The following is a 23,479-nucleotide window of genomic DNA, read 5'->3' on the forward strand; positions in this document are numbered from 1 at the left end:
CTTTCTAATCATTTCCAGCATAATGGCAGAAGAAAATAGATGTAGGGAGGTAGCGGCCGCCTGATGAAAGTAGTAAAAGAGCTAGGAAACTGGATGGGCGCACTCGCTATGGCTCTTGTACTCTCTTTGGTGATCGGCATCTTTGTTTTCCAGCCTTACAAGGTCGAAGGGCAGTCCATGGAGCCTACTTTGCAGAACGAGCAGCGGATCTACGTTTCGAAATTATCCCATACGTTTTCCTATTTGCCGGATTATGGCGATATCGTCGTGATAGACAGTCGGGTGAAGCGGGGACGGACGTTGGCGGACAGCATTCTGGAGCATCCTTTGGTCCAATACGCCAGAGGGGGCGCGGACGAGCCTATTTTTTATGTCAAAAGAGTCATCGGCAAGCCGGGCGATGTCCTGGAGTTCAAGGATCATCAAGTGTACCGGAACGGAGAGGCGCTGCAGGAGCCTTACATGAAGGAGGCCATGATTTTTAGTTCGGACCGGACATGGACGGTTCCCGAGAAGCACGTTTTTGTGATGGGAGATAACCGGAACCATAGCAGCGACAGTCGAAACCTCGGCTATATTCCTCTCGATCACGTGATGGGGATTATGAAGTTCCCGTAAGCAGGGGAGGGGGAGTTTCTTCCCGGGACGGCTGCGAAGTTTAGATGTGGAACATCGGCCTTGCGATGCGGCAGGGCCGATTTTTTGTCCAATCGTTCTCAAACTTGTCCTTCAAAAGCATAAAACGCCGGGGATGGGCTGGCAGCGGAAGTTATTTTTAATTGCTCCATTAAGGCGGGCATGAGCTCTCTCGCGGTCTGAAGGTCGGCCCATCGCACCTCCAAAATATCTTGATCCGGATCGAGGATGCCCATCTCCCCGCCGATCACCTTGGCAAAAAAGGTAATGACCAAGGCATGGTGTCCCCGCTCCGTAAATAATACTTCTCTCAGCGAGCTTAATCCGGTAACGGCGACATCGTAGCCGGTTTCTTCCTTCACCTCGCGCAGGACGGCTTGCTCCAGCGTTTCTCCTTCTTCTACCGCGCCGCCAGGAAGGCTCCAATACGTGGATTCGCCTTTTTTATTGTGCACGATTAATAAATTCCCGTCATCATCGGTGATCACGGCGGATGCAACATTAACTCTCTTCAACCAAGCTCCTCCTTTAAGCCATGGCTTCGCTAGCCCCTGGAAGTATGCGCGCCTCAAGCCCGCTCAGTCGCCAGCTGTACTGCTGTGGCGCACTTCGACTAGCTTAACGGTTTATCGCTCCGTTTGCAATCGAAGCTCAAGCGATTGCGCTAATTCCGGGCCATGATCTGCGCTACATCCTGCAGCTTGGCGGCTATCCGGTAAGTCCCCCGCAGCGGCTCATAGCCCAAGCTGCGATTGATCCGGAGAATGGGCGTCCGTGCGGATATAGGCGGCATTTCGTTCCTTGGCTAAGAGTATGGCTTTGATTTTCAAGCCCAGCGCAATTTTGCGTCCGCGGTAGGCCCGCTTCACTCCCGTATACTCGTGATACATCCCGTTGGTCTGACGATTGTGAAGCACATTCGTTACTCCGACATAGTTGTCGCCGTCCGCTGCAATGATCACTTGCTCCGGCGCGTAGCCTTCGGCCATAAGGTACCATTTCCGCCATTCCTGCATGTCAGGCACCTCTCCCATATGCCCCGGAATGTCAACCAGCGTCTCCTTGTACAGCTCGTACAGCTTCCGCTCGCTCTCTTCGCCGGGCTCGTCCGCCAGCGTCAGGAACCGCAGCCCTCCGCTCTCCAGCAGCTTGAGCGTTTCGGCCTCACGCAGGCGATCCGGTTCAACCCGATCCAGGTTCAGCACCGATTGAAAAGCGTGCCGTTCGACCGCAAACCCCCGGCGCTCGGCAAACTGCAGCGCATCCGGGTGATCGTCCCAGACCTCCGCGACGAGGGTAGTCGCCCCTAAAGAGGTTCCCCAATCGATGACATGTTCGAGCAGCAGCAGCCCGGCTCCTTGCCGGCGGTATTCTCCGGCTACAATAAGCGTGTTATTGAGATATCCCGGCTCCGTCCATGGCGCCCGCCAAGACCAGACGTATCCGACAATGACATCCTGCTCCGTCACGGCAACGCGCCGGGTACGGTCATAGCCGGCCAGCAGACCATTCTCATCGAGATACGTATGGCCGACCGTATACAGCTTGGCATCGTCTTCCTCCAGCCTTTGGGCCGTGCAAGGCTCCGACCAGCAGGCATTCAACAGTGCCGCTAACGCTTCGTAATCATTCGGCAGCCGCAAGGGTCGCAGTTCAATGGACATTCTGTCACCTCTTTTTTATGTTTGACCTATCGTCTACGCAAGTTATTATGCAATGAAGCGGTTGCGGCAAGGAATGGAAAATTTGGTTATAGCGAACTGGGCTTCATCCCGTAACCATAGAATCCTCCACCAAATCGAAGTTTTGTTACCTTGCTGCGGAGGCGCTCCTTTCGGTACAGTGGAATGGCAAGGTAAAAATTGATAAGCAATACAATTACAGTATGACACAACAGTAGGGGGGCTTAGGTTGTCGTCAAGCGTGGAACGAAACATTCATTATTTGCTTCGCGATGGAATCGGGAAAACGGCCCATAAGCTGAAAAGCGGCGGCAGCGTAACCGTTGCTTTCCTGGGAGGATCGGTGACGGCGGGAAGCGGGGCGTCCGATCCCGAACAAACGAGCTACCGGGCGCGACTCAGCCAATACTTGAGGGATGTTTACAAACAAGCGGCTTTTCGCTTTATTCATGCCGCGATCGGAGGAACGGATTCGGTCTACGGCGCTTTTCGGTTGCAGGACCACGTATTCCGCATTTACGCGCCGGATCTCTTGTTTGTCGAGTTCGCGGTGAACGACGGCGGAAGGCGGCAGTCCTCGCTGCGGGCGATGGAAGGAATCGTACGGCAAGCCCGGACCTTGAATCCGCACATGGATATTTGTTTTATTTATACGGCAAACCGGTCCGGCTGCGAGCATTTCTCCAAAACGGGCAAGCCGCAAATAAACATAGCTAACCATGAGGAAGTGGCCGAGCATTACCGGCTCCCTTCTGTCGATATCGCAAGCGAGATTTACCGCAGGATTGCCTCCGGCTCGCTTTCTTGGGCAACGCTCAGCAGGGATGACGTCCACCCTAACGATTACGGGCACGCGCTCTATGCGGAGCTTCTCGAATCGTTTCTGGAGACGGCGCTGCCTACCGATGCACGTTCGGAGAATGCCGCCGTCATCCTTCCGGCCCGCATGGACCCTTTCAGCTACGATCAAGGCAGTCTCGTATCTCCGCTCGCGGCGGAGAAGGTCAAAGGCTTCCATTATGTCGCCCGTTGGTCTCCGGCCAGAACGTGCAACTGGAAGCCGCCGGCCGACATTTTGTGGGCCAATGAGCCGGGAGCGGTGCTCCGAATTCGCTTTACTGGTACCGCTATCGGGATGGCGCTGCTTGCCGGAATGGACACCGGGGAGGTCGAAGTCAAGATTGACGGCAAGACGTCAAAGCACGTGGCGCTGTTCGACGTGCACTGTCCGAAATTTTACCGTCCCAAGACGGTCCTGTTTGCGGACGATCTGCACCCCGGAGATCATGTGGCGGAGCTGGAGCTGTCCGTCCGAAAGCATGAAGACAGCATCGGTCGGGCGCTTCATATCGTTTATTTTCTTGTCAACGGACAGATCAGAGCCTAAGGGGGAGCGTCATGAGCGAACGGCTGCGGTGGTTTAACGAAGCGCGGTACGGGATGTTCATCCATTGGGGAGCGTATTCGGTGGCGGCCCGCGGCGAATGGGTGCTGAACCGGGAGCGAATCCCGTACGACGAATACATTCGCGATTATGTAGAGCAATTCCATGCGGAGCGCTACGATCCTGAGGCATGGGCCAGGCTGGCGAGCAAGGCCGGAATGAAATATATGGTCCTGACGACCCGCCATCACGACGGATTCGCGCTCTGGGATACGCAGACGACCGGGTTTAACGCGGCGGCCATGGGGCCGAAGCGGGACCTGGTCCGGCCGTTCGCCGAAGCGGCGCGCAAGGAAGGGCTAAAGGTCGGATTCTACTATTCCGTCGCGGATTGGAGCCATCCCGATTACCCGGGCGCCTACTTCCGGGACTGGCCGTCCGAATGGGCGGACGAAGAGGCCCGCCAGCGGTTTGTCCGGTTTTACCGGGCACAGCTGGAAGAGCTGATGACAGGCTACGGCAAAATCGACCTGCTCTGGTATGACGGTTGTACGCCGGGTCCGCTGGAGGGAGTGTCTGTCAACGAACGGGTGAAGCAGCTTCAGCCGCACATTTTGATCAACCACCGGAACGGCGGCCAAGGCGACTTCCACTGCAGTGAACAAGCGATTAAGCCTGCCCCGGCCGGGAGCGCTTGGGAAGCTTGCATGACATTAAACGACAATTGGGGATACCACGCCGGCGACCGGCGGTACAAAACCGCAGCCGAGGTTATCTCCATGCTGACGGAAACGGCGGCCAAGGCGGGGAATTTGCTGCTGAACGTCGGACCGAGGGCAGATGGCACGATCCCGGAGCCGGCCGTTCGGATTTTGACCGAGGCCGGGGAGTGGCTGGAGAAGAACGGCGAATTTCTATCCGCTTCGTCGCGCTCTCCGTTCTCCTGGAACAATTCCGCCAGGCTGACCACTAAAGGGAACAAGGTGTATGTACATTTGTTCCACAACCCCGGGGAGCCGTTCTGTCTGGCCGAGATCGGGAACAAGGTGGTAGCCGCGTATCATTTGGAAACGAAGACGCCGGTCCCCTACGAGCGGCGGGGCGAGCGTCTGTTTCTGCACCGCCTGCCGCCCGTCGGTTCGATCGCGGCGACCGTTGTGCTGGAGGTAGAGGGCGAGCCTCGGCCGGTTACGCCTCAGACGTCGTTCTGGATACCGGGATAACCTCATTGCCGGGGGAGACGGTTCATGCCGGAATTCGGATGATCGCGGTGACGCCGCGAGTCCCGCCGGCCTCGTAGTGCAGGCCGTAGGCGTCTCCGAATTTGAGCTGAATGCGCCGGTTCACGTTCCGGATGCCGTAGCCTTGGGATACTTGCAGCGCGTTGCGCTTTCCTTCCAGAAAAGCGTTTAAGTCCTCGATGCTGCAGCCTGCTCCGTTATCGGTAATCGTCAGGACCGCGGTTTGATTTTCGATATACCCGCGGATGTCGATGCGGCCTTTGCCGGGTGATTTCTCGATGCCGTGAACAATCGCATTTTCGATGAGCGGCTGGAAAATCAGCTTCGGACACATAGCGCTCAGCAGTTCGGGTGAAAGATCGTAGTGAATCTCGAACCGGTCCGGGTAACAAATCGACTGGATATTCACGTAGTGCCGAATCTGCTGCAATTCGTCGTCCAGCGTCACCATGTCATTGGCATCTTTCATGATATAGCGGTACATGCTGGATAACGAGGAGTTAATCTCCGCAATCTCGTCGACTCCGGACTCCAAAGCCAGCCAGTTGACCGAGTCCAGCGTATTGTACAGGAAATGCGGATTGATCTGCGCCTGCAGCGCGCGCAGCTCGGCTTCCTTAAGCCGGACGCCGCTTTCGTATACATCCTCCAGCAATTGGCGGATTCGCGTCATCATGTTGTTGAAGCTTTCATAAAGAATGTCCACTTCGTCGTTTCCTTTCGGCGGTTCCAAATAAACGTTCAACCGGTCCGTCAGCATAATCGTCTTCATCGTGCGGGCGAGCTTGCGGATCGGCGCCGTAATTTGACTGGAAATCAAGTAGGAAAGGAAGATTCCGGCGCAGAGTGCGGAAAGGGCGGACAGCCCGACGATATAGCGGACGATCGTGGAGCCGCCCGCAATGTCGTCGAGCGGAATGAAAGCAAGCAGCTGCCAGCCGAAGGCGAGCGGGGAGCGGTTGATCAAGTAATCGGTACCTTCGTGGGTGATCGTGGCGGAGGGTTGAGTTTGCTCCGCGATAACCGGGAAAGCCGGATGATGCGGATTCAGCGAATAAATCGGGGTCCCTTGCGAATCGACGATCATCAGCTCGGTCGAAGGCGACAGCTTGGAGGCTTCGAGCGGCTTGCCAAGCTCCGACGTTCGGAATCCGATGACGACGACGCCTACGTTTTCGATCACTTCCTTGCCCATTCGGATATTTCGGAGCGACAGCGCCTCCGGATTCTTGATCAGCCGGGCGATGAACACTTGTTCCGGCTTGGCCGGGTCCGTGAACCAGATCAGCCTTCCGTCGGCTTCGACCGCTTGCCGGTACCAGGGCGTCCGCAATTTGTCATTGCCGTTGTAAAAGCCGTAAAAAAAATCTTCCCCCGAATACAGCGACTTGGCAAACGGCATATCCGGCGAAACGAAAAACGTGATGGTGTAGGCGCTAAGCGAGCTGTGTAACGGAATGAACATATATTTGCTCAGCTCATTGTTAAGCTGGCCGATATCGTCGTAAATTTGCATGTAATCGTCCGGCTGATTATTGAGAATATTCATGATTGTATGGTCGGTATAGAGAAGCAGCGTCGCTTTGTCGAGCCCGTTGATCAGGTTGTCGAGGTTGACTTTATTTTGCGCCATGATCTGGTTCAAGTCGCTGAGCACCTGCCGCCGCATGATCTCGTTAAACTTCCAATAGGTGATCGTGCTCGACAGCCCGATCAGCATCATGATGCAGAGGAGAAAAATAAGCGCCATCTTTCGATGGAAGCTGGGACGAATGGCAATCATACGGAAGCACTTCCCGGATGAAGCGCGAGATTCCGGTACTGGGACGGCGTCAGCCCCTCGTTTTTCTTGAATACTTTGGTGAAATAGTGGGGGTCCACATACCCGACGTGTTTGGCCACCTCTTGGATCGAAGCGGCAGGATCCTTAAGCAGATGGCGTGAACGCTCCATCCGCAGCCGGGTCAGGTACGTGCTGATCGTTTCTCCCGTCCACTGCCGGAAGACGACGCTGATATAGTTTGGAGAAAGATTCAGCTCGCTTGCAATGGAGTAGATAGTTAAGGCCGGGTCCTGATATTTCTGCCGGATGATGTTTTTGAGGCATTCGACGACGACCTCGCTGCGCTTGTTTTTGCGCTCGTGCACCCACTCCGTCACTCCATGAAACCACTGTCTTACGCATTCGCGCATATCTTCCTTTGATTTGGCGGCGACAAGCTGCTGCCATGCCTGCTCCTGCGACAGGCCCGCATGCCCCCAAGGCAACCCAGCTTCGCGTGAGGCTTCCAGCCAGATGGCAAGCAGCTTCGAGCAAATATCCTTAATGACGTCGTAAGCGACCATCGGATACTCGGTAAACATGCTCTCGAATTGCTCTTGGATCATGGACATATCCCCGCTTTTGATGCCGGAGGCCCACCGCTCCTTCAAATTTGCGTCGTACAGCAGACGGTAATAAAGCTCGCGGATTTGGCGGTTTTGCGCGACTTGGGCGATTTTATGGATCAACTGCTCGATTTTGGGCTTATCGATCGGCTTAAGCACGTAATCGGTGACCCCGTAACGGATGGCCTGCTGCGCATAAGAAAAGTCGTGAAACGCGCTTAAAATCATGATGGCCGTATCGGGCAGCTGTTCTTGTAAACGCTTGCAAAGTTCTAGTCCGTTCATTACGGGCATACGGATGTCCGTAATGACCAGGCCGGGCCGATGCTCAAGAGCCAATTCGAGCGCTTCTTGTCCGTTGCCGCATTCCCCTATAAGCTCGGCGCCGAGCTGTGTCCACGGAATCATTCGTCTCAGGCCGCTGCATACGACAGGCTTATCGTCCGCAATCAATACTTTCAGCATGGCAATTACCTCCGTCAAACAAGATCCTTTTCCAAGGAGAGTATACTATTTGATTCCTCTTGTGGAAAGAGGCGAAACCCAAAAATCTTAGATTTATCCATTTTAGGAAGAAATATTCCCCGCGCGATCGTAGTATTATCCACTAAACCGAATAATCTTCCTCTTTTGGAGGGGGATGGTATTAAGTTATGCTAAATCTAAGCAAAGTAAACTGTTCTGGACGAAGAAAGCGATTACATTTTCTTGCCAGCATGTTTTAGGGGGATGCAACCAAATGAAAAATTGTTATCAGGCAAAATTTTCGCGGCAAGCGGCGGTTATCGTGATTTTGGCGGTTGCCGCGGCCGGCTGCAGCGACGCGCAGCCCGGACCGACTTCGGGCGATAAGCCGAATGCGGGGGATATGGGCGCCGTACCGGGCAACAAAAAGTTCGAGCTCAAGCTGATGGATTGGCAGGGACAAAATCCGCCTTATCAGGCCGCTTACGATCATGTGATTCAGGAGTACATGAAGCTTCACCCGAACGTGAAGATCGAGCATATTTACCAGCCTTTGGCCAATAACGGGTACGACAAGCTGCTCGATACGCAGTTCGTATCCCATAACGCCCCCGACGCCATGCAGCTGTCGGGCGATATGATTAACAAGTATACGAACCAAGGATACATTATCAACATGGAAGGGTATTTGAACCAGCCGACCCCGTATTCCGGGGGAAAAAAATGGATCGATACGTTCGTCGGAGGCGAGGCCTCGTTCCTGCAGGCGAAAATCAGCAACCGCTTCGGCGTTATTTCGTTTGTGCCGGTGGACGGCGGACCGGGGCTCGCGGACAACCGTCCGTTTTTTTACAATAAGGATCTGCTGAAAAAAGCCGGAGTCGCCGAGGTGCCGAAGACGTGGAAGCAGTTTATCGAGGCATGCCAAAAGCTGAAGGAAGCGGGAATCACACCGGTGGCCGCCGATAAGGAGCGCTGGGTGAACTGGATCAATCAGTGGACCGGCAACCAGTTCGGCGAAAATTATGCCAGCCAGTTTTTCGACCCCAAGTATGACAATATCAAGGAGCTGTATGCGACCAAACGGTCCATTGCGGCGCTCACAGGCAAGATTGACCGCAAAGATCCGATTTTGAACGCCCAGATCGATCTCGTGAAGGAATTTTCCCAGTACTGGCAGGACGGCTGGGCGGGAACGGGCGAGCAGGCGGCTCAGCAGCTGTTCATGTATCAGAAGGCGGCCTTCCTGTTGGACGGCAACTGGAACTACGGCTATTACAAGGAGAACATCAAGGATTTTGCCTGGGATGTGATGCCGTTCCCGGTCATTACGAAGGAGACGTCCCCCCTTGCCGAAGAAGCGTTCCCGAAAGGAGCCAGCACGCTGGCTACCTACGGCTGGGGTCTGAACAAGGATTTGGAGAAAGATCCCGACAAGCTGAAGGTTGTGATCGATTTCTTCCATTTTGCGACAAGTAAGGAAGTGCAGAATAAATTCGTCGATACGGCAATTACGAATTCGCCCGTAGACGGGGTGCATGTTCCCGAGGTGATGAAGCCGTTCATGGAGACGGAAAGAAATAAGCTGAAAAACCCGAACGGCAATACGTTCTACTTGGAAGCGGAGCCTACGGTCCGGGTGGCGGCCTCGCAGCAATTCTACACCGGCAAGATCGACAAGGAACAGTACTTGACACTCCTGGAGGAAAGTACGAAGAAGTCGACGACGAAAAAGGCGAAGGATCAATTGGACGAAAAGATCGGATTGCCGAATGCGATGACTGCCGTCGAGAAGCAAATTGCCGAGCTGGAAGCGGCCAAGGCGGCGCAAATTTTGATCGATACGAAGAAAAAATCGTTGGAGACGATGAAGCTTCAGCTGGAGCTCTATAAGAAGTATGCGGAGCCGGCACTAAAATAAGGCTTTGGAAATGAGGGAGAGACATGAACGATCCTTTTCGCGTCACCGGGGCTAGCCTTCGGCAGAGCAAAGTGCGCAGCTCGGCTCTCGGCCAATCGCGGCGCATCGCGTATCTCTTCGTACTGCCCGCTTTCCTCATGACTCTGTTGTTCGACTATTATCCGATCCTGGACGGGATGTACCATGCGTTCTACCGCTGGGATGGGGCAACGCTGGAGAAGTTCGTCGGCTTCGATAACTTTGTGGAAATCGTCGAGGATTCCGTCTTTTGGATTTCGGTTCGCAATATGGCGATCCTGTTAGTGTTCCATATCGTGCTGATGATCCCGACGCTGGTGGCCTGCATCGTGCTGTTCCGCCTCCGCAGCGTCGCTTCGCAATACGTCTACCGGATTCTGTTTTGCTTGCCGATGGTCGTCCCCGGGCTGGTGACGCTGCTGCTGTGGCAGTTTATGTATAATCCGCAGTTCGGCTTCTTCAACCAATTGCTCGCCATTCTCGGACTGGACCAGTATAAACAGCTGTGGCTCGGGGACCCGAACCTCGCGTTATGGTGTTTAATCTTTATGGGCTTTCCTTGGATCGGCACCATAGCCGCCCTCATCTATCTCGGAGGCCTGCAGAGCGTGGACGGTTCGATCTGGGATGCGGCCAAGATGGATGGCGTCGGTCCTGTCGCCCAAGCGCTGAAGATCGAGCTGCCGCTGCTCAAGGGCCAGTTCAAATTGAACCTGATTGGCGCTATTTCCGGTACAATCACCGGCTACGGCACGCAGCTCATCATGACCGGAGGAGGCCCAGGCTATTCTACGCTCGTTCCGGGACTGTACATGTACCAAAGGGCGTTCGGAGGCAACACGGAGTTCGGTTATGCGTCGGCGGTCGGGCTGCTGCTGTTTATCATCGCGCTGCTCATTTCGATAGCGACGATGAAGTTCATTAAAAGTGAGTGAGGCCACGCTATGACATTCAAATCGAAATTCAGCGCTGCAGAAGTCGGCAAGCATCTGTTTCTGATTGTCACGTGTCTGTTCGTCTTCTATCCGTTTTTTATCATGCTGCAAATGTCGGTCAAGGATGTCGGGCAAATCATCTACGGCTTTTTCGAGATCAAGCCGCCGTTTCATTTTGAAAATTACGCCGTTGCTTGGAAGCGCGTCAGCCCGATGGTCTGGAACAGTCTGATCATCTCCGGGGGCACGGCATTGCTGGCAGTTGTCACGGCGGCCATGGCCGGGTATGCATTCGGAAGGCTGACGTTTCCCGGGAAAGAGCCGATGTTCTGGGTTATCTTCGCCAAGCTGTTCCTCCCGGGCGTTCTGAATTTGGTTCCTTCCTTCGTGCTCGCTTGGAAGCTCGGGCTGCTGGACACGTATTGGGCGGTGATCCTGTTCGGCGCCTCCGGCGCATTGCCGTTCTGGGTGTTTGTCGTACGCACCTTCGTCCAGCAGCAGCCGCAGGAATTATTCGACTGCGCCAAAATCGACGGAGCCGGCGAGGGGCAAACCTTCGCGCTGATCGCCGTCCCCTTGCTCAGGCCGATGATTGCTCTGCTCATGATCAACGTGTTCATTGCCGAATGGAATAATTACATCTGGCCGCTCGTGACGTTGACGACCCCGGCCAAACGGCCCTTGACCGTCGGGCTGGCGTTCCTTACCTCCAGCTATCCCGGGGATTACGGGCAATTGATGGCCGGGTATACGATTGCGAGCATTCCTCTGCTGCTGCTGTTCATCTTCGGCATGAAGCAGTTTGTTCAAGGCCTGACCTCCGGCGCCATTAAAATCTAAGGGGGATTGTTCCGATGAAAGAGCCGATGCTGCATGTGAGGGAAGAACCGATGCAAGAGAAGGAGGGCGGGGCGGCCGATTTGTCCCGTCCGAGTCTGGAAAGCACGCTGCTTCGTATTGCGAACCGTTACGTCGGGGAACATCCGCCGCATCCGTTTGTGTTCCGCACGTTTCAAAGGGATGGCATCCGCGGGACGGACAGCTATTATTTCGACTTTGACTTTACCGAACGGTTTCCCGAAGCGAAGGACGGCGAGAGCGTGTACGCTTGCGCCAAGGTTTGGTCGGACCGTTCGACGACCGTTCGCCTGAGACTGAACTGCTGCTGTCCGGCGGTTGTTTACATCAACGGGCAGCCGGTATACCGTTCGACGAGCGAGGTGGAGATCCGTAAGCAGCGGGCGGACGATTTCGAGGTGCGTCTCAAGCGGGGCTGGTCGCATTTTGCCGTCCAATTCACCAAGCGGGCTTCGGGCTTCGGCGGCGAGTTCGGGACGGTATCGGCCAAGTGGCAGTACTTGCCTTTTTTGGCGCCAGGTATCGAGCGGAGCGGGCAGATGGGCTGGATCTATACGAAGCCGCTTCGCGGAACGCTGCCGGAGCTGCCTAAGGAGGGCTGGTCCGAGCTTGGCAGCGGAGCCGAATGGCTGCCGGTTCGCCGGTGGAGCGAAGAACAGCTGGCAGTCGGACAACTGCACCGGTTGTATGGCCTCCAAGCCGATCATTACGCCATAGGCTGGGCGAAGGTCCGGCTGAAGCAGAAGGGAGTAGCCGACTATACGCTCAAGGGAAGCAGCGAGGGGAAAATCCGCGTCCTGGTTGGGGGCAAGCTGGTTTACGCTTCCGACACGGCCGGCGTATTTAAGGTCCCGTTGCAAGAAAAATACGGCGTGCACAGCGTCGTTGTCCAAAGCTTCTGCGGAGCCCGGGACTGGGGCTTCCGTGCGGAAGTTTGGCACGGGGAGGACCGGATGGACTGGCTGCCGGGCGGGGCGGCGCAAGGGATGCCCGACGCGTGGATGTTCCTTGGCCCGTTCTCTTCGGCCGAGACCCCGGCTGCGCTTCGGGAGCCGACGCTGAACGGCTTATTCGAATCTGCCGGCGGCCCGGTGTATTGGCGGGTCGATCAGCCGGAAACGTGGGTTCGGCCCAGTCTGGAGAACGCCTTGTTTGCCAAATGGAACTACCCGCTCGGAGTTACGTTGTACGGGCTGCTGCAAACCGGAAGAACGCTTGGGCGCGTTGATTTGATCGCTTACGCCAGAAGTCATATCGAGGCTTGCTCGTCCATGGCCGTCTATACGATGTGGGACAAGGAGCGGTACGGCCTGCCGGGCATCAACCATCAGCTGTCGAAAATCGATATGCTCGACGATTGCGGGTCCTTCGGTTCTGTCTTGCTGGAAGCCGGTAAGGAAGGCGCTTTACAAGGGGCCGCGGAGTGTGCGGAACGGATTGCCGATTATATCGCCGAGGGACAGAGCCGTCTGCCGGACGGTACGTTGTACCGCGTGTTTTCGGATTCGGAGAACCTTTGGGCGGACGATTTGTATATGAGCGTTCCGTTTCTCTGCCGGTATGCTCTGCTTACGGGGAAGATGAGCTATATGGACGATGCCGCGAAGCAATTTTTGCGGTTCAAACGTTATTTGTTTCTGCCCGAATGGAAGCTGATGTCCCACGTATACGACTTCTCCTACGGGACGGCGACGAACATTCCGTGGGGCCGCGGCAACGGTTGGGTGCTATTTTCGTTATCCGAGCTGCTGGCCGTCCTGCCGGCGGAGCATCCGGACCGTCCGGAGTTAATCCGTTTTTTCCAGACGCTTTGCAAGGGAATCCTGCAGTGTCAAGGCAATAGAGGGCTGTGGCATCAAGTGCTGACCGACCCGGAATCATATGAGGAAACCTCCTGCACGGCGATGTTCGTCTATGCGCTGTCCAGAGGGATTCGTTTTGGCTGGCTGGACTTTGAAGATGCTCCTGTCGAAGCGGCCATCCGGGCTTGGGAGGGGCTGGAACGCCTGGCGATCGACAGGCAAGGCAATGTTCACGGCGTTTGCCGTGGCTCTTGGTATTCGTTTAACCCCGACTATTACAAGCGCGAGCTTCTGCCGCTGCTTAACGATACGCATGGAATTGGAATTGTTTTGCTCGCAGGGGTAGAGGTCATCCGGCTTCAGGAGTGGATGCAAGAAGAGAAGAAGGGAGGTGAAGCTTGAGTCGCCCGTCGGATAAGTTTGCTCGGTTGGTCGTTTAGGAGGGGTGTTCGTCGATTGGGTTGGGCATGGATTGAATTTGTCGATTTTTGTCGGTTTATGGGTTGGTTGGTCGATACGCTTCGTAAACTTCTTTGGTATGACACGACCAAGGTGAGGTGAAAACAACCTATGCGCAAAGGTCCAATTTCAGTAATCGTCGCTCTGTCTATGGTAATCGCGCTGTTTTTTGCCGCCCCAGAAAAGAAAGCGTTTGCAAATAATCTTCTCGTTAACCCCAGTTTTGAAACGGACAGTGATAACGACGGAATTCCGGACGGATGGTCCAAGGTCGTTACGGCGGGCGCTCCGTCCATCAGTTTGGACTCGTCGTCGGCCAGCGACGGGGCGCAGTCGGTCAAAATGACCGGGACGCAAGCTTCCGATTCCGGGAGCATTAAGTATACGTACGTGCTGCCGGGGCAGAGCAATTTGGGCTACAAGGTAAGCGCAGCTCACAAAACCGCCGGGCTCGTCTCGCTCGATAAGGGAGCTGCGATCGTAATTCATTTTTACAACAACTCGGGCCAGACCCGCGGGACGGACACCATCGTGCGTGGGAACAAAAACGACTCGGACTGGACGGTGCTGGAAAGAATGGTCACTGTCCCAACGGGAGCAACGAAGGTAGATATCAGCTTGACGCTCACGAATGCGAGCGGCACGGTCTGGTGGGATAACGTCCGGCTGCTGCCTGTCGCGCAGCTGAGCAATGGCGATTTCGAGAACGACTCCAATGCGGATGGCGTTCCGGACCAGTGGAGCTATAGCGGAGGCGGCAGCGTAAGTGCGGAAACCGTGCATACCTACAACTGGAACCGCTCCTTAAAAGTGGTGAACGCCAGCTCTCAGAGCCAGTCCGTGCTCAGCCAGAGCTTTCCGCTCGATCCGGCTTATGCGGACGGAGCCCGTTTCTCGGTCTATTACCGGACGGATAATGTGGAGCCGACAACGGCCTATACGGACGGTGTACTGGCGAAAGTGTCGTTCCTCGACGCCGCCGATACGGAGACCGGGTTTCCCGTTTACGTAAAAGGGAACAACGGCTCCAATATGTGGGGGCGGCTCGATCTGAAGTTTAAGCCGCCATCCGGCGCCGCGAAGCTGAAGATCGAACTAATCATCAGAGGAGCCGCCGGGACGGTATGGTGGGATTTGGCTCAAGTGATGGCGGAACGGCTGGAGCCGGATTCGGTGATGAAGCCGAAATTCTCGAACTGGAACGGCAGGCCGGTCATCAGTTGGATGAACCAGCCTAACGTAGCCAAGTACAGCTTGCAGGTCAGCGCCGATCCGACCTTCGCCAGCGGCGTCACGACTTTTGAAGAGATTTTGGGTATCACTTACCGGATTCCGGTCGACTTGCCCGAAGGCATCTCCTACGTTCGAATCAAGGCCATTCCCCCCTCGGGACAGGCGACAAGCTACGGTCCCCCGCTCAAAATCAAAACGCAGCGGCTTGAAGCGTACCCTGACCTCATAACCCCAAACGTGACGCCAGGGGCGAACGATTACTCCCTGCTGGCCTTCACGCCTGATACCGCAAGCGTTGCCACCGTGGACATTTTGTCCGGCCAGACGGTCGTCCGTACGCTGACGAGCGGCGAATCGATGGCGGCCGATGTCCGCAAGACGCTGAAGTGGGACGGAAAGGACGACGGAGGCAGCTATGTGGCGAACGGAACCTATACCGCCAGACTGACGCTGAACGTAAACGGAACCAATTACGTCTCGCTGGCGCCGATCCAAGTGAACAACAACGATTTGTCCGGCTACATCGGCTTGGAGAACAATAAAGACTGGTCGAACTTCTACAAGGAACAGATGGAACTCACTGCCATTCATGCGATGGGTCAGATCGATCCGGCGACCGGCAGGGACGTCACGATTCCCACGGACAATTATACGGACGGCACCCACAGTTCGGCTTCTGCGGCGTTCCTCCTGGCCCATGCTTACTACGAGCCGGGGAGCAGTTTGTACCAAAGCGCCTCCGCACTGGAGCTTGCAGTCAAAGCGATGGATTTCGTTCTGAGCAGGGAAGTCAGTTTTACCGGCTCGTGGACGAAGGAAAGGGATTTGGACGAGAACATCGACCGGTTCCTCGCCGTCGATCTGATCCAAGCTTACGATCTGCTGAAGAACGAGCCGCTCATCCCGCAAGCCAAGCGCGACGCATGGAGAAACCTCATTGCCCGGGCGGCGCAGTATCAAATGAACACGTATCCGCTTACGGCTTCCTACGGAGATTATCCGAACCAGGACCAGAACTACGTAGCGGTACTCGGTATGGCGGGCGTCCTCCTTGGCAATCCTTCCATGATCGCCGAGGCCAAAAACGTCCTGCAGAAGCAGTTTAACGACGTCGGCGTCAACGGCGGAGCGCTTTACATTTATGGCGGAAACCCCGTGCCGCTCTATCAAAAGCACGTCTCGGAATGGTATTTGTACTACAAATACACGCGGGACCCGCAGTATGTCGTGGACTTAATCGCGAGTACGAAGGAATATTACCCTCTTGCGTTTTCCCGCAACGGCCAATCCGAATATGCGACATCCGGCGAGCTCAAGCAGGCGTGGCTTACAAGCGAGCTGCCCTCGGGCGTGGACGCGGTCACGGCCATTACCGGCGATGGCCGCAACAAAATGTCCGGCAACGTCATTAAAGAGTTTTATATCCGGCCGTATTGGGACGGTGCCACCTCCCTGTCCGTCACCACCTTTACGGCACAGACCCGGGATGCCAATATCAACCATATCGCGCCTGTGACGGTCCCCGATTACAACGTAGTAAAGGATGAAGATATCAAGGGGATTCGCGCCCGGTGGGGTACGTTTGACGCGGCTCTTTCCAACAACAAAAACTCCCCTACGCTAGCCACCGCCTCTCTCAACAAGTTTGACGACAAATACCTCGTCCGCGACAGTTATTTAGCCAACGTCTATATGGAATCCAATGAAGGCGAAATACGTAATCCGCGACAATTCACTTGGTACTATTTTATGCCCCCGCTCGATGAAAATTCGCGCGGACCGGCTTATCAAAGCGACGCCGTAGGCAAGCGGGTGCTGGCTGGAGATAAGTTAGGCGTGCAATATACGAAATTCATTCCGGTAAGCGGTTACACATGGAAGTATACGTCGGACAATACGGCAGCGAACGATTGGATCTCGCGGCAAACATGGATTACGTTCAAAAACCGGCTGATCGCCATGAACTCCATGAACCTGCGCGATACGGCTACGACGGTGAACAGCGGCAGGTCGCATTTTGTCCGCAGCCGATTTATGTTCGGACCGATGAACGGCACGTTATCCACAATGCTGGACAGCAACCAGAACGATCTATACGGCAGCTTCAACCAGATGGGCTTCTGGATTCAGAAGCGGGGTTCGGCCAACTGGGAGTTCAACACGAATATCCAGCATAGTTTCGAGCCGGGAACGATCTTTGCCAGACACGGTCAAGGGATTGCCATTCAGAAGAAAAAAGGCACAGGAGGCAATGTTGCCTGGGGACCGTATGCGACGGACCCGGACAAACGAATGAGCTACAACGCCGTTTTCTTCCCGCTGGAGAACCATACGTCGGGCAAGGCATGGCACGATTCCGCATCCAACAACGTCAGCTTCGGTACGGCATCCGGGAATGTCTGCACAGCTCAAATCGACGCGGACGACGGAACGAAGCATGTCTATTTCGTCGCATCCAATCAGGATGCCGTCACGCAAGCGACCTATATGCCGGTTACGCTTCCGAACGGAAAGTACACCCTGAACAAGTATACCGATGATACCGGGGTCGCCGCTTCCTCAACCGAAATCGAAGTGACGAACGGGAGCTATTCCATCTTCGATCAGTTAAACGGAGAATCCGTTCATGTGTATGAATTCTTGTTCGTTAGTGACATTGATATCACTTCGAAGCTGTATCCGATCGCCGATGCTTATGTCCGAAGCGGCGCCTATGCCGGCGCCAACTTCGGCGGGGACCCGCGTCTGGTGATCAAAACCTCCACCGGCGACGGGGACCGCCGATCGTATTTGAAGTTTGATTTAAGCTCTCTTTTACTTCCGGCTACTCCGGCCGGGGTTACCGGGAGCGTCTATTCGCCTACGGTTACGGGGCAAGTGTATCGACCCCATGTGACGGGCGATGTGTATCAACCGAGCGTTACCGGGAACGTATATTTGCCTAACGTGACCGGCAGCGTCTATCAGAACAGCGTCACCGATGCCGTCTACTCGGTCAAATTGGGCTTGTATATGGGAGTGATCGAGGGCGCTCCGGCATCGACCGTAACCACTAACGTATACGCGGTGGACAACGATGCTTGGACCGAATACGGGATTAACTTCAATAACAAACCGCCGGCAGGCGCTCTGCTCGGGTCAATGAATCTGAACGCGGTCAATGCTTACAGAGAGATTGATGTAACCGCTTACGTTCTATCCCAGCTTGCCAGCGATAAGACGGCGAGCTTCGTGGTCATCAATCCCAAATCATTATATACCGAGGGCAGCAGCAGACAAGGAGCGAATAAACCGTATCTGATCATCGAAAGAAGGTAAGCTGGCCGGCGGGCGGCGTCTGTCTCGAAAGCATCGGCTGAAGAGACCGGCGCCTTTTTTGTTTGAAAACGGACCCTCCCTTTGATAAGATTACAACCAAGCTTGAAGGTTTTGCGCAAAGATAAGGGGAGACCAGCCAATGAAATTGTCCGGTGTGCGACCGGCGTCATACTTGTATACCTATGCCTGTCACGAGGACGAAGCGGAGCTGTGCGCGCTGGAGCTGCGCACGCTGCTTGGCGCGGAAGCGCGGGACGGCTGGCTGGAGAGTTCGGCAGAAATTGATCCGAGCCGCAGCCCGTTCGTCAAGCAGCGCGTCGATGTGCTGTGCGAGGCTGCCAGCCTGCCGGAGCTTGGAGAGCTGGCCGGAACGCTGGAGCTGGAGGGCGGCTCGTTCAAGGTCGTCTTCGTCAAGGCTGGCTCTCATGCCGCGTACGAAGATCAGCGCGCCATGGAGCGGGAGCTCGGCGCGCGCATCCGCGGCCGGGCCGACATGCGCCGGCCGGCATGGCTGCTGGGGTTCGCCTGCACCGGCGAAGGGCGCTGGGTGCTCGGCCCCTGCCGGCAGAACGAAGCGGTCTGGCTGAAGCACAGCCATAAGCCGCATCCTTATTCCACCGCCCTCAGCACGCGGGTCGCGCGGGCGGTAGCCAACCTTGCCGTGCCGCACCCTGCGGGCATCCGGGCGGTCGATCCGTGCTGCGGCATCGGCACGGTGCTGATCGAGGCGCTCTCGATGGGGATCGACATCGTCGGCTCCGACATCAATCCGCTTGCGGTCCGCGGCGCCCGGGCGAATCTCGCCCATTTCGGGATGCCGGACGTCGTCCGCGTGGCGGATATCGGGGACGTGAGCGGGCGGTACGATGCCGCCGTCCTCGATCTGCCGTACAACCTGTGCTCGGTCATTTCGCCGGAGGAGCAGCTTCGCCTGCTCGGGAACGTCCGTCGGCTGGCGGAGCGGGCCGTTATCGTGTCCACCGAACCGGTGGAGACGCTCGCCGGGCAGGCCGGGTTCGCCGTTCTGGACCGGTGCGTGGTGCGCAAAGGCTCCTTTTCCCGGCACATGGTCATATGCGGTTAGCGCGGACCCGTTCAGGGTCGGCGCTTTTTTCCTTCTGTGCGGAAGGTTACCCGGTTTTTCCGGGAACCGGAACCGGCGACGTTTCGTATGTAGGAAGAAGGCGCGCAAAGACACGGACGGGGTGGAGGAGCATCGATGTTAAACTATCTTAAAGGAATCCGGCAAGCTTGGATCGATTACCCCGAGCCGGATGGGCGGCTGCTCGCGGGAACCTACGAAATCGTCCGTTCGCTCGGCAGCGGCAGCTACGGGCTTGCCTACCGGTGCCGCGATATCCGTACCGGCGAGCACGTGGTGGTCAAGCAGTCCAAGCCGAGCAAGGGGCCGCTGGCCGAGCGGCTGCTGGAGCGGGAGACGGAGCTGCTGAGCGGGCTGAAGCATCCGGGCATTCCCGGCTTCCGGGGCTCGTTCCGGCATAAGAACCGGCTGTGCATCGCGATCGATCTGATCGAAGGGCATACGATCGAGGATCTGCTGTTTGAACAGGAGCGGCCGTTCTCGGAGCTCGAAAGTCTGCGGTGGATCGCCAAGCTGATGGGGATTGTCAGCTTCATCCACGCCCGGGGCATCGTTCATCTCGATATCCGTATTCCTAACGTGCTTCTCCGGGAGGAGCGCCTCTACCTGATCGATTTTGGATTGGCCAAGCGGATCGGCGAAGAAGCAGAGGAGCCGTATGCGGACGAGGAGCTCAGAAAGCGGAGAACGCCCGTGGTGCAGAGCGATCTGTACGCGGTGGGGCACCTGCTGTTGTTTCTGTTGTATTCTTCATATCAAGAGCGCCCCGGGCAGCCGCCGGCCGACTGGCAGGAGGAGCTTGATGTCGCGGGCGACGTCAAGCATATGATAAGGCGGCTCCTGCAAGTGGAGCCGCCTTATGCGGATACGGAAACGTTTCGATTGGAATTGGATAACACGCTGCGGCGGCTGCAAAGCGCGGCAGACGCAAATCAGGAGCTGGAGTAACGCCGGTATTTGTTCTTATAATAGCCGTGACCGTATCCGGAATGGTGCCGGTGGTCTGACGACGAATAGTGCCGGGGCTGAACGAACCGGTGCGAGCTGCTTCCGCGCCGGTAATGTCCTTGCTTGGAGTGCGTGACGGAGTGAACGATTTTTTTCAGCAAATGTTTAAGCATCGCGAATCCCTCCCGTTTCGTGAGTAATAGGTAGTACGGGCAAACGACAGGGAGGTTTCAAGACCGGCTGAGGCGGCAGTGCGAAAAGCGGGCGCAAGCGGTCCCGCTGCCGGGGAAGCCCGGTTTGGTTTCATTATAGAAGGCAGGACAAGCATGGACTTCTTTCAAGGAGGGCGGTTCATGCTTGTTTTGCTTGGTCAGCATTTATGGTAAAATACGATGCGGAACATATGTTCTATTTTGATAAAGGGGACGATTCGAAAATGACCTATCCAAATGAGGGGCTTGTCCGCTTTTTGCTCGAAGCGAAGAAGAATACCTATGCCTCCGGGAGCGGAAGCAGCAGCTTGCCGTCAAGGCCCGGAGTCAAGGAGCTGTCTTATCAAGACGGGGAGTACGCTTACCTGGACAGCTACTTCGGGGAGGTTCATTTCGCCGGGCAAGAGATCGTGTGGCATCAGGGGAAGGCGGTATGGGGCATGAATTATTTCGGATTTACGGCGGACCCGGTGGAAGGCTTTCCGCACTTCCTGCTGGAAGCTTTGAAGCGCGTGCCGGCCGAGGCGCCGTACCGGGGACCGGAGACGTTCCTCCAGGGTGAATTCGCGTACGATTGCCGGTGGAGCGGAGAAGTTCGTCAATTTACCGGCCGCGAGACGATCCGGTACAAAGGGAAAGAAATGTACAGCCTGGTATTCCATGGCGGCATCCTTCAGTACGCCTAAGCTAAGGATACTTATGCGGAACCGGCAGCGCCGCCGAGCCTACCGGTTCCTGTAATGGCTGGGGGCCACGCCCTTCATCTTCTTGAACATGCGCGAAAACAACAGCTGATCGTTGTAGCCGACCGAATAGGCTATCTGGCCGATCGACAGCGCGCCGTTGTTCATCAGCTCGCAAGCCTTGTCCATACGATACCGGAGGAGAAAGTGCTGCGGCGATACGCCAAGCGCTTCTTTGAACAGCCGGGACAAATATTTCCGGCCGAGACCGATCGATTGGGCCAGCTCTTCGATCGTAAAATTCCTCGAATAGTTCGTTTCGATAAATTCCAACGCTTGTTTTACATACCTGTCCCGCATCGGAACAAAACCTTCCGGCGGCATATCCTCTTCCTCATTCGCTTCGTCGGTCAGCACGGACAAAAAGTCATACAGCGCGCCAAGCAGCTTCATATCCCGGCTCGGGGACCTCCGGCCGGCTTCGAACATGCGCTGAAGGCAGCCTTCGATAGCCTCCGGCCTGCGGCACTCGAAAACAGGCTGCTCCGGAGTGAGGCGGGCCCGCTGCAAATAATGCTTCGCCTGCACTCCGTTAAAAGCCGCCCAAGAATACGTCCAAGGCTCATCAAGGTCAGCCTGGTAGGACGATATCGTGTCCGGGGATACGAGAAAGCCGTATCCTGCCGACAGCTCGTACGTATGCCAGGGAGTCCGGTAGATGCCGCGTCCGCGATGGACGTAATGAATTTTATAATGATCCTTCAGACCGGGGCCCCAGGAATGTCCGGGCGCGCAGTCTTCCATCCCGCAGTAATACAGCTTCAGGTCCATACCCGCCTCGTGCGGTCCGGGCCTGTGAACGTACTTGAAAGCACACACGATCGCCACCTCCGTTCCGTAAGTCCGCTTCGCCATGAAGGGGATCAAGTGACATTATACTATATTTTATCCAACATGCTGACATACGATTTTCGAACGGGGCGCGCTACAATGGTACAGGTAATGCAGGTTAAACCATCTTGATTAGGAGGAGTACGACTATGTCCTATGTAGCGAGCGGCGACCGGTATGACACGATGAAATATAACCGGCTCGGAGCCAGCGGGCTGAAGCTGCCTGCCGTCTCCTTGGGGTTGTGGCACAATTTTGGCGGCGGCGACATCTATGAGAACGGCCGGGCTATGGTCCGGCGCGCCTTTGATCTGGGCATCACGCATTTCGATTTGGCCAACAACTACGGACCGCCTCCGGGATCGGCAGAGGAAACGTTCGGCAAAATACTCCATTCCGATCTCCGAAACTACCGCGACGAGCTGGTCATTTCGACGAAAGCGGGCTTTTACATGTGGCCGGGGCCTTATGGCGAATGGGGCTCCCGCAAAAATATGATCTCGAGCCTCGATCAAAGCCTTAAGCGGATGAAGCTGGACTATGTCGATATTTATTACCATCACCGTCCGGACCCGAACACCCCGCTGGAGGAAACGATGGGCGCGCTCGACCACCTCGTGCGCCAGGGGAAAGCGCTGTATGTCGGCATCTCGAATTACCGCGCCGACCGGGCGGAGCAGGCGATCGCCATTCTGAAGTCGCTCGGTACGCCTTGCGTCATTCATCAGCCGCGCTACTCCATGCTGGACCGCTGGGTCGAAGACGGCCTGCTGGATCTGCTGGAGCGGGAAGGCGTTGGCAGCATCGCTTACTCGCCGCTTTACAAAGGCATCTTGACGGACCGGTACTTGAACGGAATCCCGGCAGATTCCCGCGCAGCCGGTGCGAGCGTCTTCCTGAAGCCGGAGGAGCTGACGGACGAGGTGATGGACAAGGTGCGCAAGCTGAACGACATCGCCCGGGAGCGCGGCCAGAAGCTGTCGCAGATGGCAATTTCGTGGGTGCTCCGCGGCGGCCGGGTGACCTCCGCTCTCATCGGGGCGAGCAAGGTAAGCCAGATCGAGGATGCCGTAGGCGCGGTAAGCAAGCTCGAATTCAGCAGCGACGAGCTGGAGCGGATCGAAGCCGTGCTCGCCGGCAAGTGAAAAAGGGCACCGAATGGGCCGAGCTGTATCAAATAAAAAAATGGCAGCCCCCGGCCTCGTAGTGTTAACATTTTGTAAATCTGGGTAATAAGAAAGAGCAGGCAACCTCTCCGGAGCGAGCCCTGCTCTTTTTTGCCGATAACGGGGATAAAGTCCTG

At 56.1% G+C, this 23,479-nt stretch carries 18 protein-coding genes; 12 read left to right on the top strand and 6 right to left on the bottom strand.

Going from position 1 to position 23,479, the window contains the following annotated elements; genetic code table 11:
- Window positions 1–63 precede the first annotated feature (63 nt).
- The gene (gene lepB, locus PEH01S_RS07940; protein WP_025844970.1) at window positions 64–618 is read left to right on the top strand and encodes a signal peptidase I; all 555 of its coding nucleotides are present in this window, start codon (window positions 64–66) and stop codon (window positions 616–618) included.
- Window positions 619–716: 98 nt separating this feature from the next.
- On the opposite strand, the gene PEH01S_RS07945 is transcribed toward lepB, so the two are convergent.
- The gene (locus tag PEH01S_RS07945) at window positions 717–1,151 is read right to left on the bottom strand and encodes an NUDIX hydrolase (RefSeq protein WP_025844969.1); all 435 of its coding nucleotides are present in this window, start codon (window positions 1,149–1,151) and stop codon (window positions 717–719) included.
- Window positions 1,152–1,370: 219 nt separating this feature from the next.
- A complete protein-coding gene (locus PEH01S_RS07950; protein WP_127484728.1) occupies window positions 1,371–2,300 on the bottom strand; it encodes a GNAT family N-acetyltransferase in 930 nt (309 codons plus the stop codon).
- 247 nt (window positions 2,301–2,547) lie between these two features.
- Here PEH01S_RS07950 and PEH01S_RS07955 point away from each other — a divergent pair, with 247 nt between their 5' ends.
- A complete protein-coding gene (locus PEH01S_RS07955; RefSeq protein ID WP_025844966.1) occupies window positions 2,548–3,705 on the top strand; it encodes an SGNH/GDSL hydrolase family protein in 1,158 nt (385 codons plus the stop codon).
- An 11-nt stretch (window positions 3,706–3,716) separates the two neighbouring features.
- Window positions 3,717–4,925 (top strand): alpha-L-fucosidase, encoded by a 1,209-nt coding sequence (locus tag PEH01S_RS07960; RefSeq protein WP_025844964.1) that lies wholly within the window; start codon window positions 3,717–3,719, stop codon window positions 4,923–4,925.
- Between the two features lie 22 nt (window positions 4,926–4,947).
- Here the strand turns inward: PEH01S_RS07960 and PEH01S_RS07965 are convergent, their stop codons facing one another.
- Together PEH01S_RS07965 and PEH01S_RS07970 are read right to left on the bottom strand one after the other, a co-directional pair.
- The gene (locus tag PEH01S_RS07965) at window positions 4,948–6,726 is read right to left on the bottom strand and encodes a cache domain-containing sensor histidine kinase (protein WP_025844962.1); all 1,779 of its coding nucleotides are present in this window, start codon (window positions 6,724–6,726) and stop codon (window positions 4,948–4,950) included.
- Window positions 6,723–7,796 (bottom strand): response regulator transcription factor, encoded by a 1,074-nt coding sequence (locus PEH01S_RS07970; RefSeq protein ID WP_127484730.1) that lies wholly within the window; start codon window positions 7,794–7,796, stop codon window positions 6,723–6,725. The genes PEH01S_RS07965 and PEH01S_RS07970 overlap by 4 nt, the downstream gene beginning before the upstream one ends.
- 274 nt (window positions 7,797–8,070) lie before the next feature.
- Here PEH01S_RS07970 and PEH01S_RS07975 point away from each other — a divergent pair, with 274 nt between their 5' ends.
- From PEH01S_RS07975 to PEH01S_RS08005, 7 genes are all read left to right on the top strand, one after another.
- A complete protein-coding gene (locus PEH01S_RS07975) occupies window positions 8,071–9,717 on the top strand; it encodes an ABC transporter substrate-binding protein (protein WP_164827730.1) in 1,647 nt (548 codons plus the stop codon).
- A 23-nt stretch (window positions 9,718–9,740) separates the two neighbouring features.
- The gene (locus tag PEH01S_RS07980; protein WP_127484734.1) at window positions 9,741–10,670 is read left to right on the top strand and encodes a carbohydrate ABC transporter permease; all 930 of its coding nucleotides are present in this window, start codon (window positions 9,741–9,743) and stop codon (window positions 10,668–10,670) included.
- A gap of 9 nt (window positions 10,671–10,679) precedes the next feature.
- Window positions 10,680–11,510 carry a carbohydrate ABC transporter permease gene (locus PEH01S_RS07985; RefSeq protein ID WP_025844957.1) on the top strand — a complete coding sequence of 277 codons (831 nt, stop codon included), beginning with the start codon at window positions 10,680–10,682 and terminating at the stop codon, window positions 11,508–11,510.
- 14 nt (window positions 11,511–11,524) lie between these two features.
- Window positions 11,525–13,732, top strand: coding sequence for a glycoside hydrolase family 88/105 protein (locus PEH01S_RS07990; RefSeq protein WP_127484736.1), 2,208 nt, complete (start codon window positions 11,525–11,527; stop codon window positions 13,730–13,732).
- Between the two features lie 168 nt (window positions 13,733–13,900).
- Window positions 13,901–18,340, top strand: coding sequence for a CBM96 family carbohydrate-binding protein (locus PEH01S_RS07995; protein ID WP_127484738.1), 4,440 nt, complete (start codon window positions 13,901–13,903; stop codon window positions 18,338–18,340).
- A 139-nt stretch (window positions 18,341–18,479) separates the two neighbouring features.
- Window positions 18,480–19,424, top strand: coding sequence for a TRM11 family SAM-dependent methyltransferase (locus PEH01S_RS08000; protein WP_127484740.1), 945 nt, complete (start codon window positions 18,480–18,482; stop codon window positions 19,422–19,424).
- A 135-nt stretch (window positions 19,425–19,559) separates the two neighbouring features.
- Entirely contained in the window at window positions 19,560–20,390 is an 831-nt protein-coding gene (locus PEH01S_RS08005) for a serine/threonine protein kinase (protein ID WP_127484742.1), read from the top strand.
- On the opposite strand, the gene PEH01S_RS08010 is transcribed toward PEH01S_RS08005, so the two are convergent.
- Complete coding sequence (locus tag PEH01S_RS08010) at window positions 20,375–20,563, bottom strand: hypothetical protein (protein ID WP_127484744.1); 189 nt, start codon at window positions 20,561–20,563, stop codon at window positions 20,375–20,377. The genes PEH01S_RS08005 and PEH01S_RS08010 overlap by 16 nt on opposite strands.
- 263 nt (window positions 20,564–20,826) lie before the next feature.
- Between PEH01S_RS08010 and PEH01S_RS08015 the strand changes: the two genes are divergently transcribed.
- Window positions 20,827–21,288 (top strand): DUF5680 domain-containing protein, encoded by a 462-nt coding sequence (locus PEH01S_RS08015; protein ID WP_127484746.1) that lies wholly within the window; start codon window positions 20,827–20,829, stop codon window positions 21,286–21,288.
- A 39-nt stretch (window positions 21,289–21,327) separates the two neighbouring features.
- On the opposite strand, the gene PEH01S_RS08020 is transcribed toward PEH01S_RS08015, so the two are convergent.
- A complete protein-coding gene (locus tag PEH01S_RS08020; protein ID WP_246062839.1) occupies window positions 21,328–22,164 on the bottom strand; it encodes an AraC family transcriptional regulator in 837 nt (278 codons plus the stop codon).
- Between the two features lie 161 nt (window positions 22,165–22,325).
- Here PEH01S_RS08020 and PEH01S_RS08025 point away from each other — a divergent pair, with 161 nt between their 5' ends.
- Window positions 22,326–23,321 carry an aldo/keto reductase gene (locus PEH01S_RS08025; protein WP_127484748.1) on the top strand — a complete coding sequence of 332 codons (996 nt, stop codon included), beginning with the start codon at window positions 22,326–22,328 and terminating at the stop codon, window positions 23,319–23,321.
- Window positions 23,322–23,479: the final 158 nt, after the last annotated feature.

Origin of the sequence: Paenibacillus ehimensis NBRC 15659 (assembly GCF_004000785.1) — a bacterium.
Taxonomy (GTDB): Bacteria; Bacillota; Bacilli; order Paenibacillales; family NBRC-103111; genus Paenibacillus_G; species Paenibacillus_G ehimensis.

What these genes read in the sequence shown, in the direction of transcription:
- PEH01S_RS07990 (WP_127484736.1), top strand. Translation starts at nt 11,525, where the DNA reads ATGAAAGAGCCGATGCTGCATGTGAGGGAAGAACCGATGCAAGAGAAG.
- PEH01S_RS08000 (WP_127484740.1), top strand. Translation starts at nt 18,480, where the DNA reads ATGAAATTGTCCGGTGTGCGACCGGCGTCATACTTGTATACCTATGCC.
- PEH01S_RS07995 (WP_127484738.1), top strand. Translation starts at nt 13,901, where the DNA reads ATGCGCAAAGGTCCAATTTCAGTAATCGTCGCTCTGTCTATGGTAATC.
- lepB (WP_025844970.1), top strand. Translation starts at nt 64, where the DNA reads ATGAAAGTAGTAAAAGAGCTAGGAAACTGGATGGGCGCACTCGCTATG.
- PEH01S_RS07970 (WP_127484730.1), bottom strand. Translation starts at nt 7,796, where the DNA reads ATGCTGAAAGTATTGATTGCGGACGATAAGCCTGTCGTATGCAGCGGC.
- PEH01S_RS07975 (WP_164827730.1), top strand. Translation starts at nt 8,071, where the DNA reads ATGAAAAATTGTTATCAGGCAAAATTTTCGCGGCAAGCGGCGGTTATC.
- PEH01S_RS08005 (WP_127484742.1), top strand. Translation starts at nt 19,560, where the DNA reads ATGTTAAACTATCTTAAAGGAATCCGGCAAGCTTGGATCGATTACCCC.
- PEH01S_RS07950 (WP_127484728.1), bottom strand. Translation starts at nt 2,300, where the DNA reads ATGTCCATTGAACTGCGACCCTTGCGGCTGCCGAATGATTACGAAGCG.
- PEH01S_RS07985 (WP_025844957.1), top strand. Translation starts at nt 10,680, where the DNA reads ATGACATTCAAATCGAAATTCAGCGCTGCAGAAGTCGGCAAGCATCTG.
- PEH01S_RS07980 (WP_127484734.1), top strand. Translation starts at nt 9,741, where the DNA reads ATGAACGATCCTTTTCGCGTCACCGGGGCTAGCCTTCGGCAGAGCAAA.
- PEH01S_RS07965 (WP_025844962.1), bottom strand. Translation starts at nt 6,726, where the DNA reads ATGATTGCCATTCGTCCCAGCTTCCATCGAAAGATGGCGCTTATTTTT.
- PEH01S_RS08025 (WP_127484748.1), top strand. Translation starts at nt 22,326, where the DNA reads ATGTCCTATGTAGCGAGCGGCGACCGGTATGACACGATGAAATATAAC.
- PEH01S_RS08015 (WP_127484746.1), top strand. Translation starts at nt 20,827, where the DNA reads ATGACCTATCCAAATGAGGGGCTTGTCCGCTTTTTGCTCGAAGCGAAG.
- PEH01S_RS08010 (WP_127484744.1), bottom strand. Translation starts at nt 20,563, where the DNA reads ATGCTTAAACATTTGCTGAAAAAAATCGTTCACTCCGTCACGCACTCC.
- PEH01S_RS07960 (WP_025844964.1), top strand. Translation starts at nt 3,717, where the DNA reads ATGAGCGAACGGCTGCGGTGGTTTAACGAAGCGCGGTACGGGATGTTC.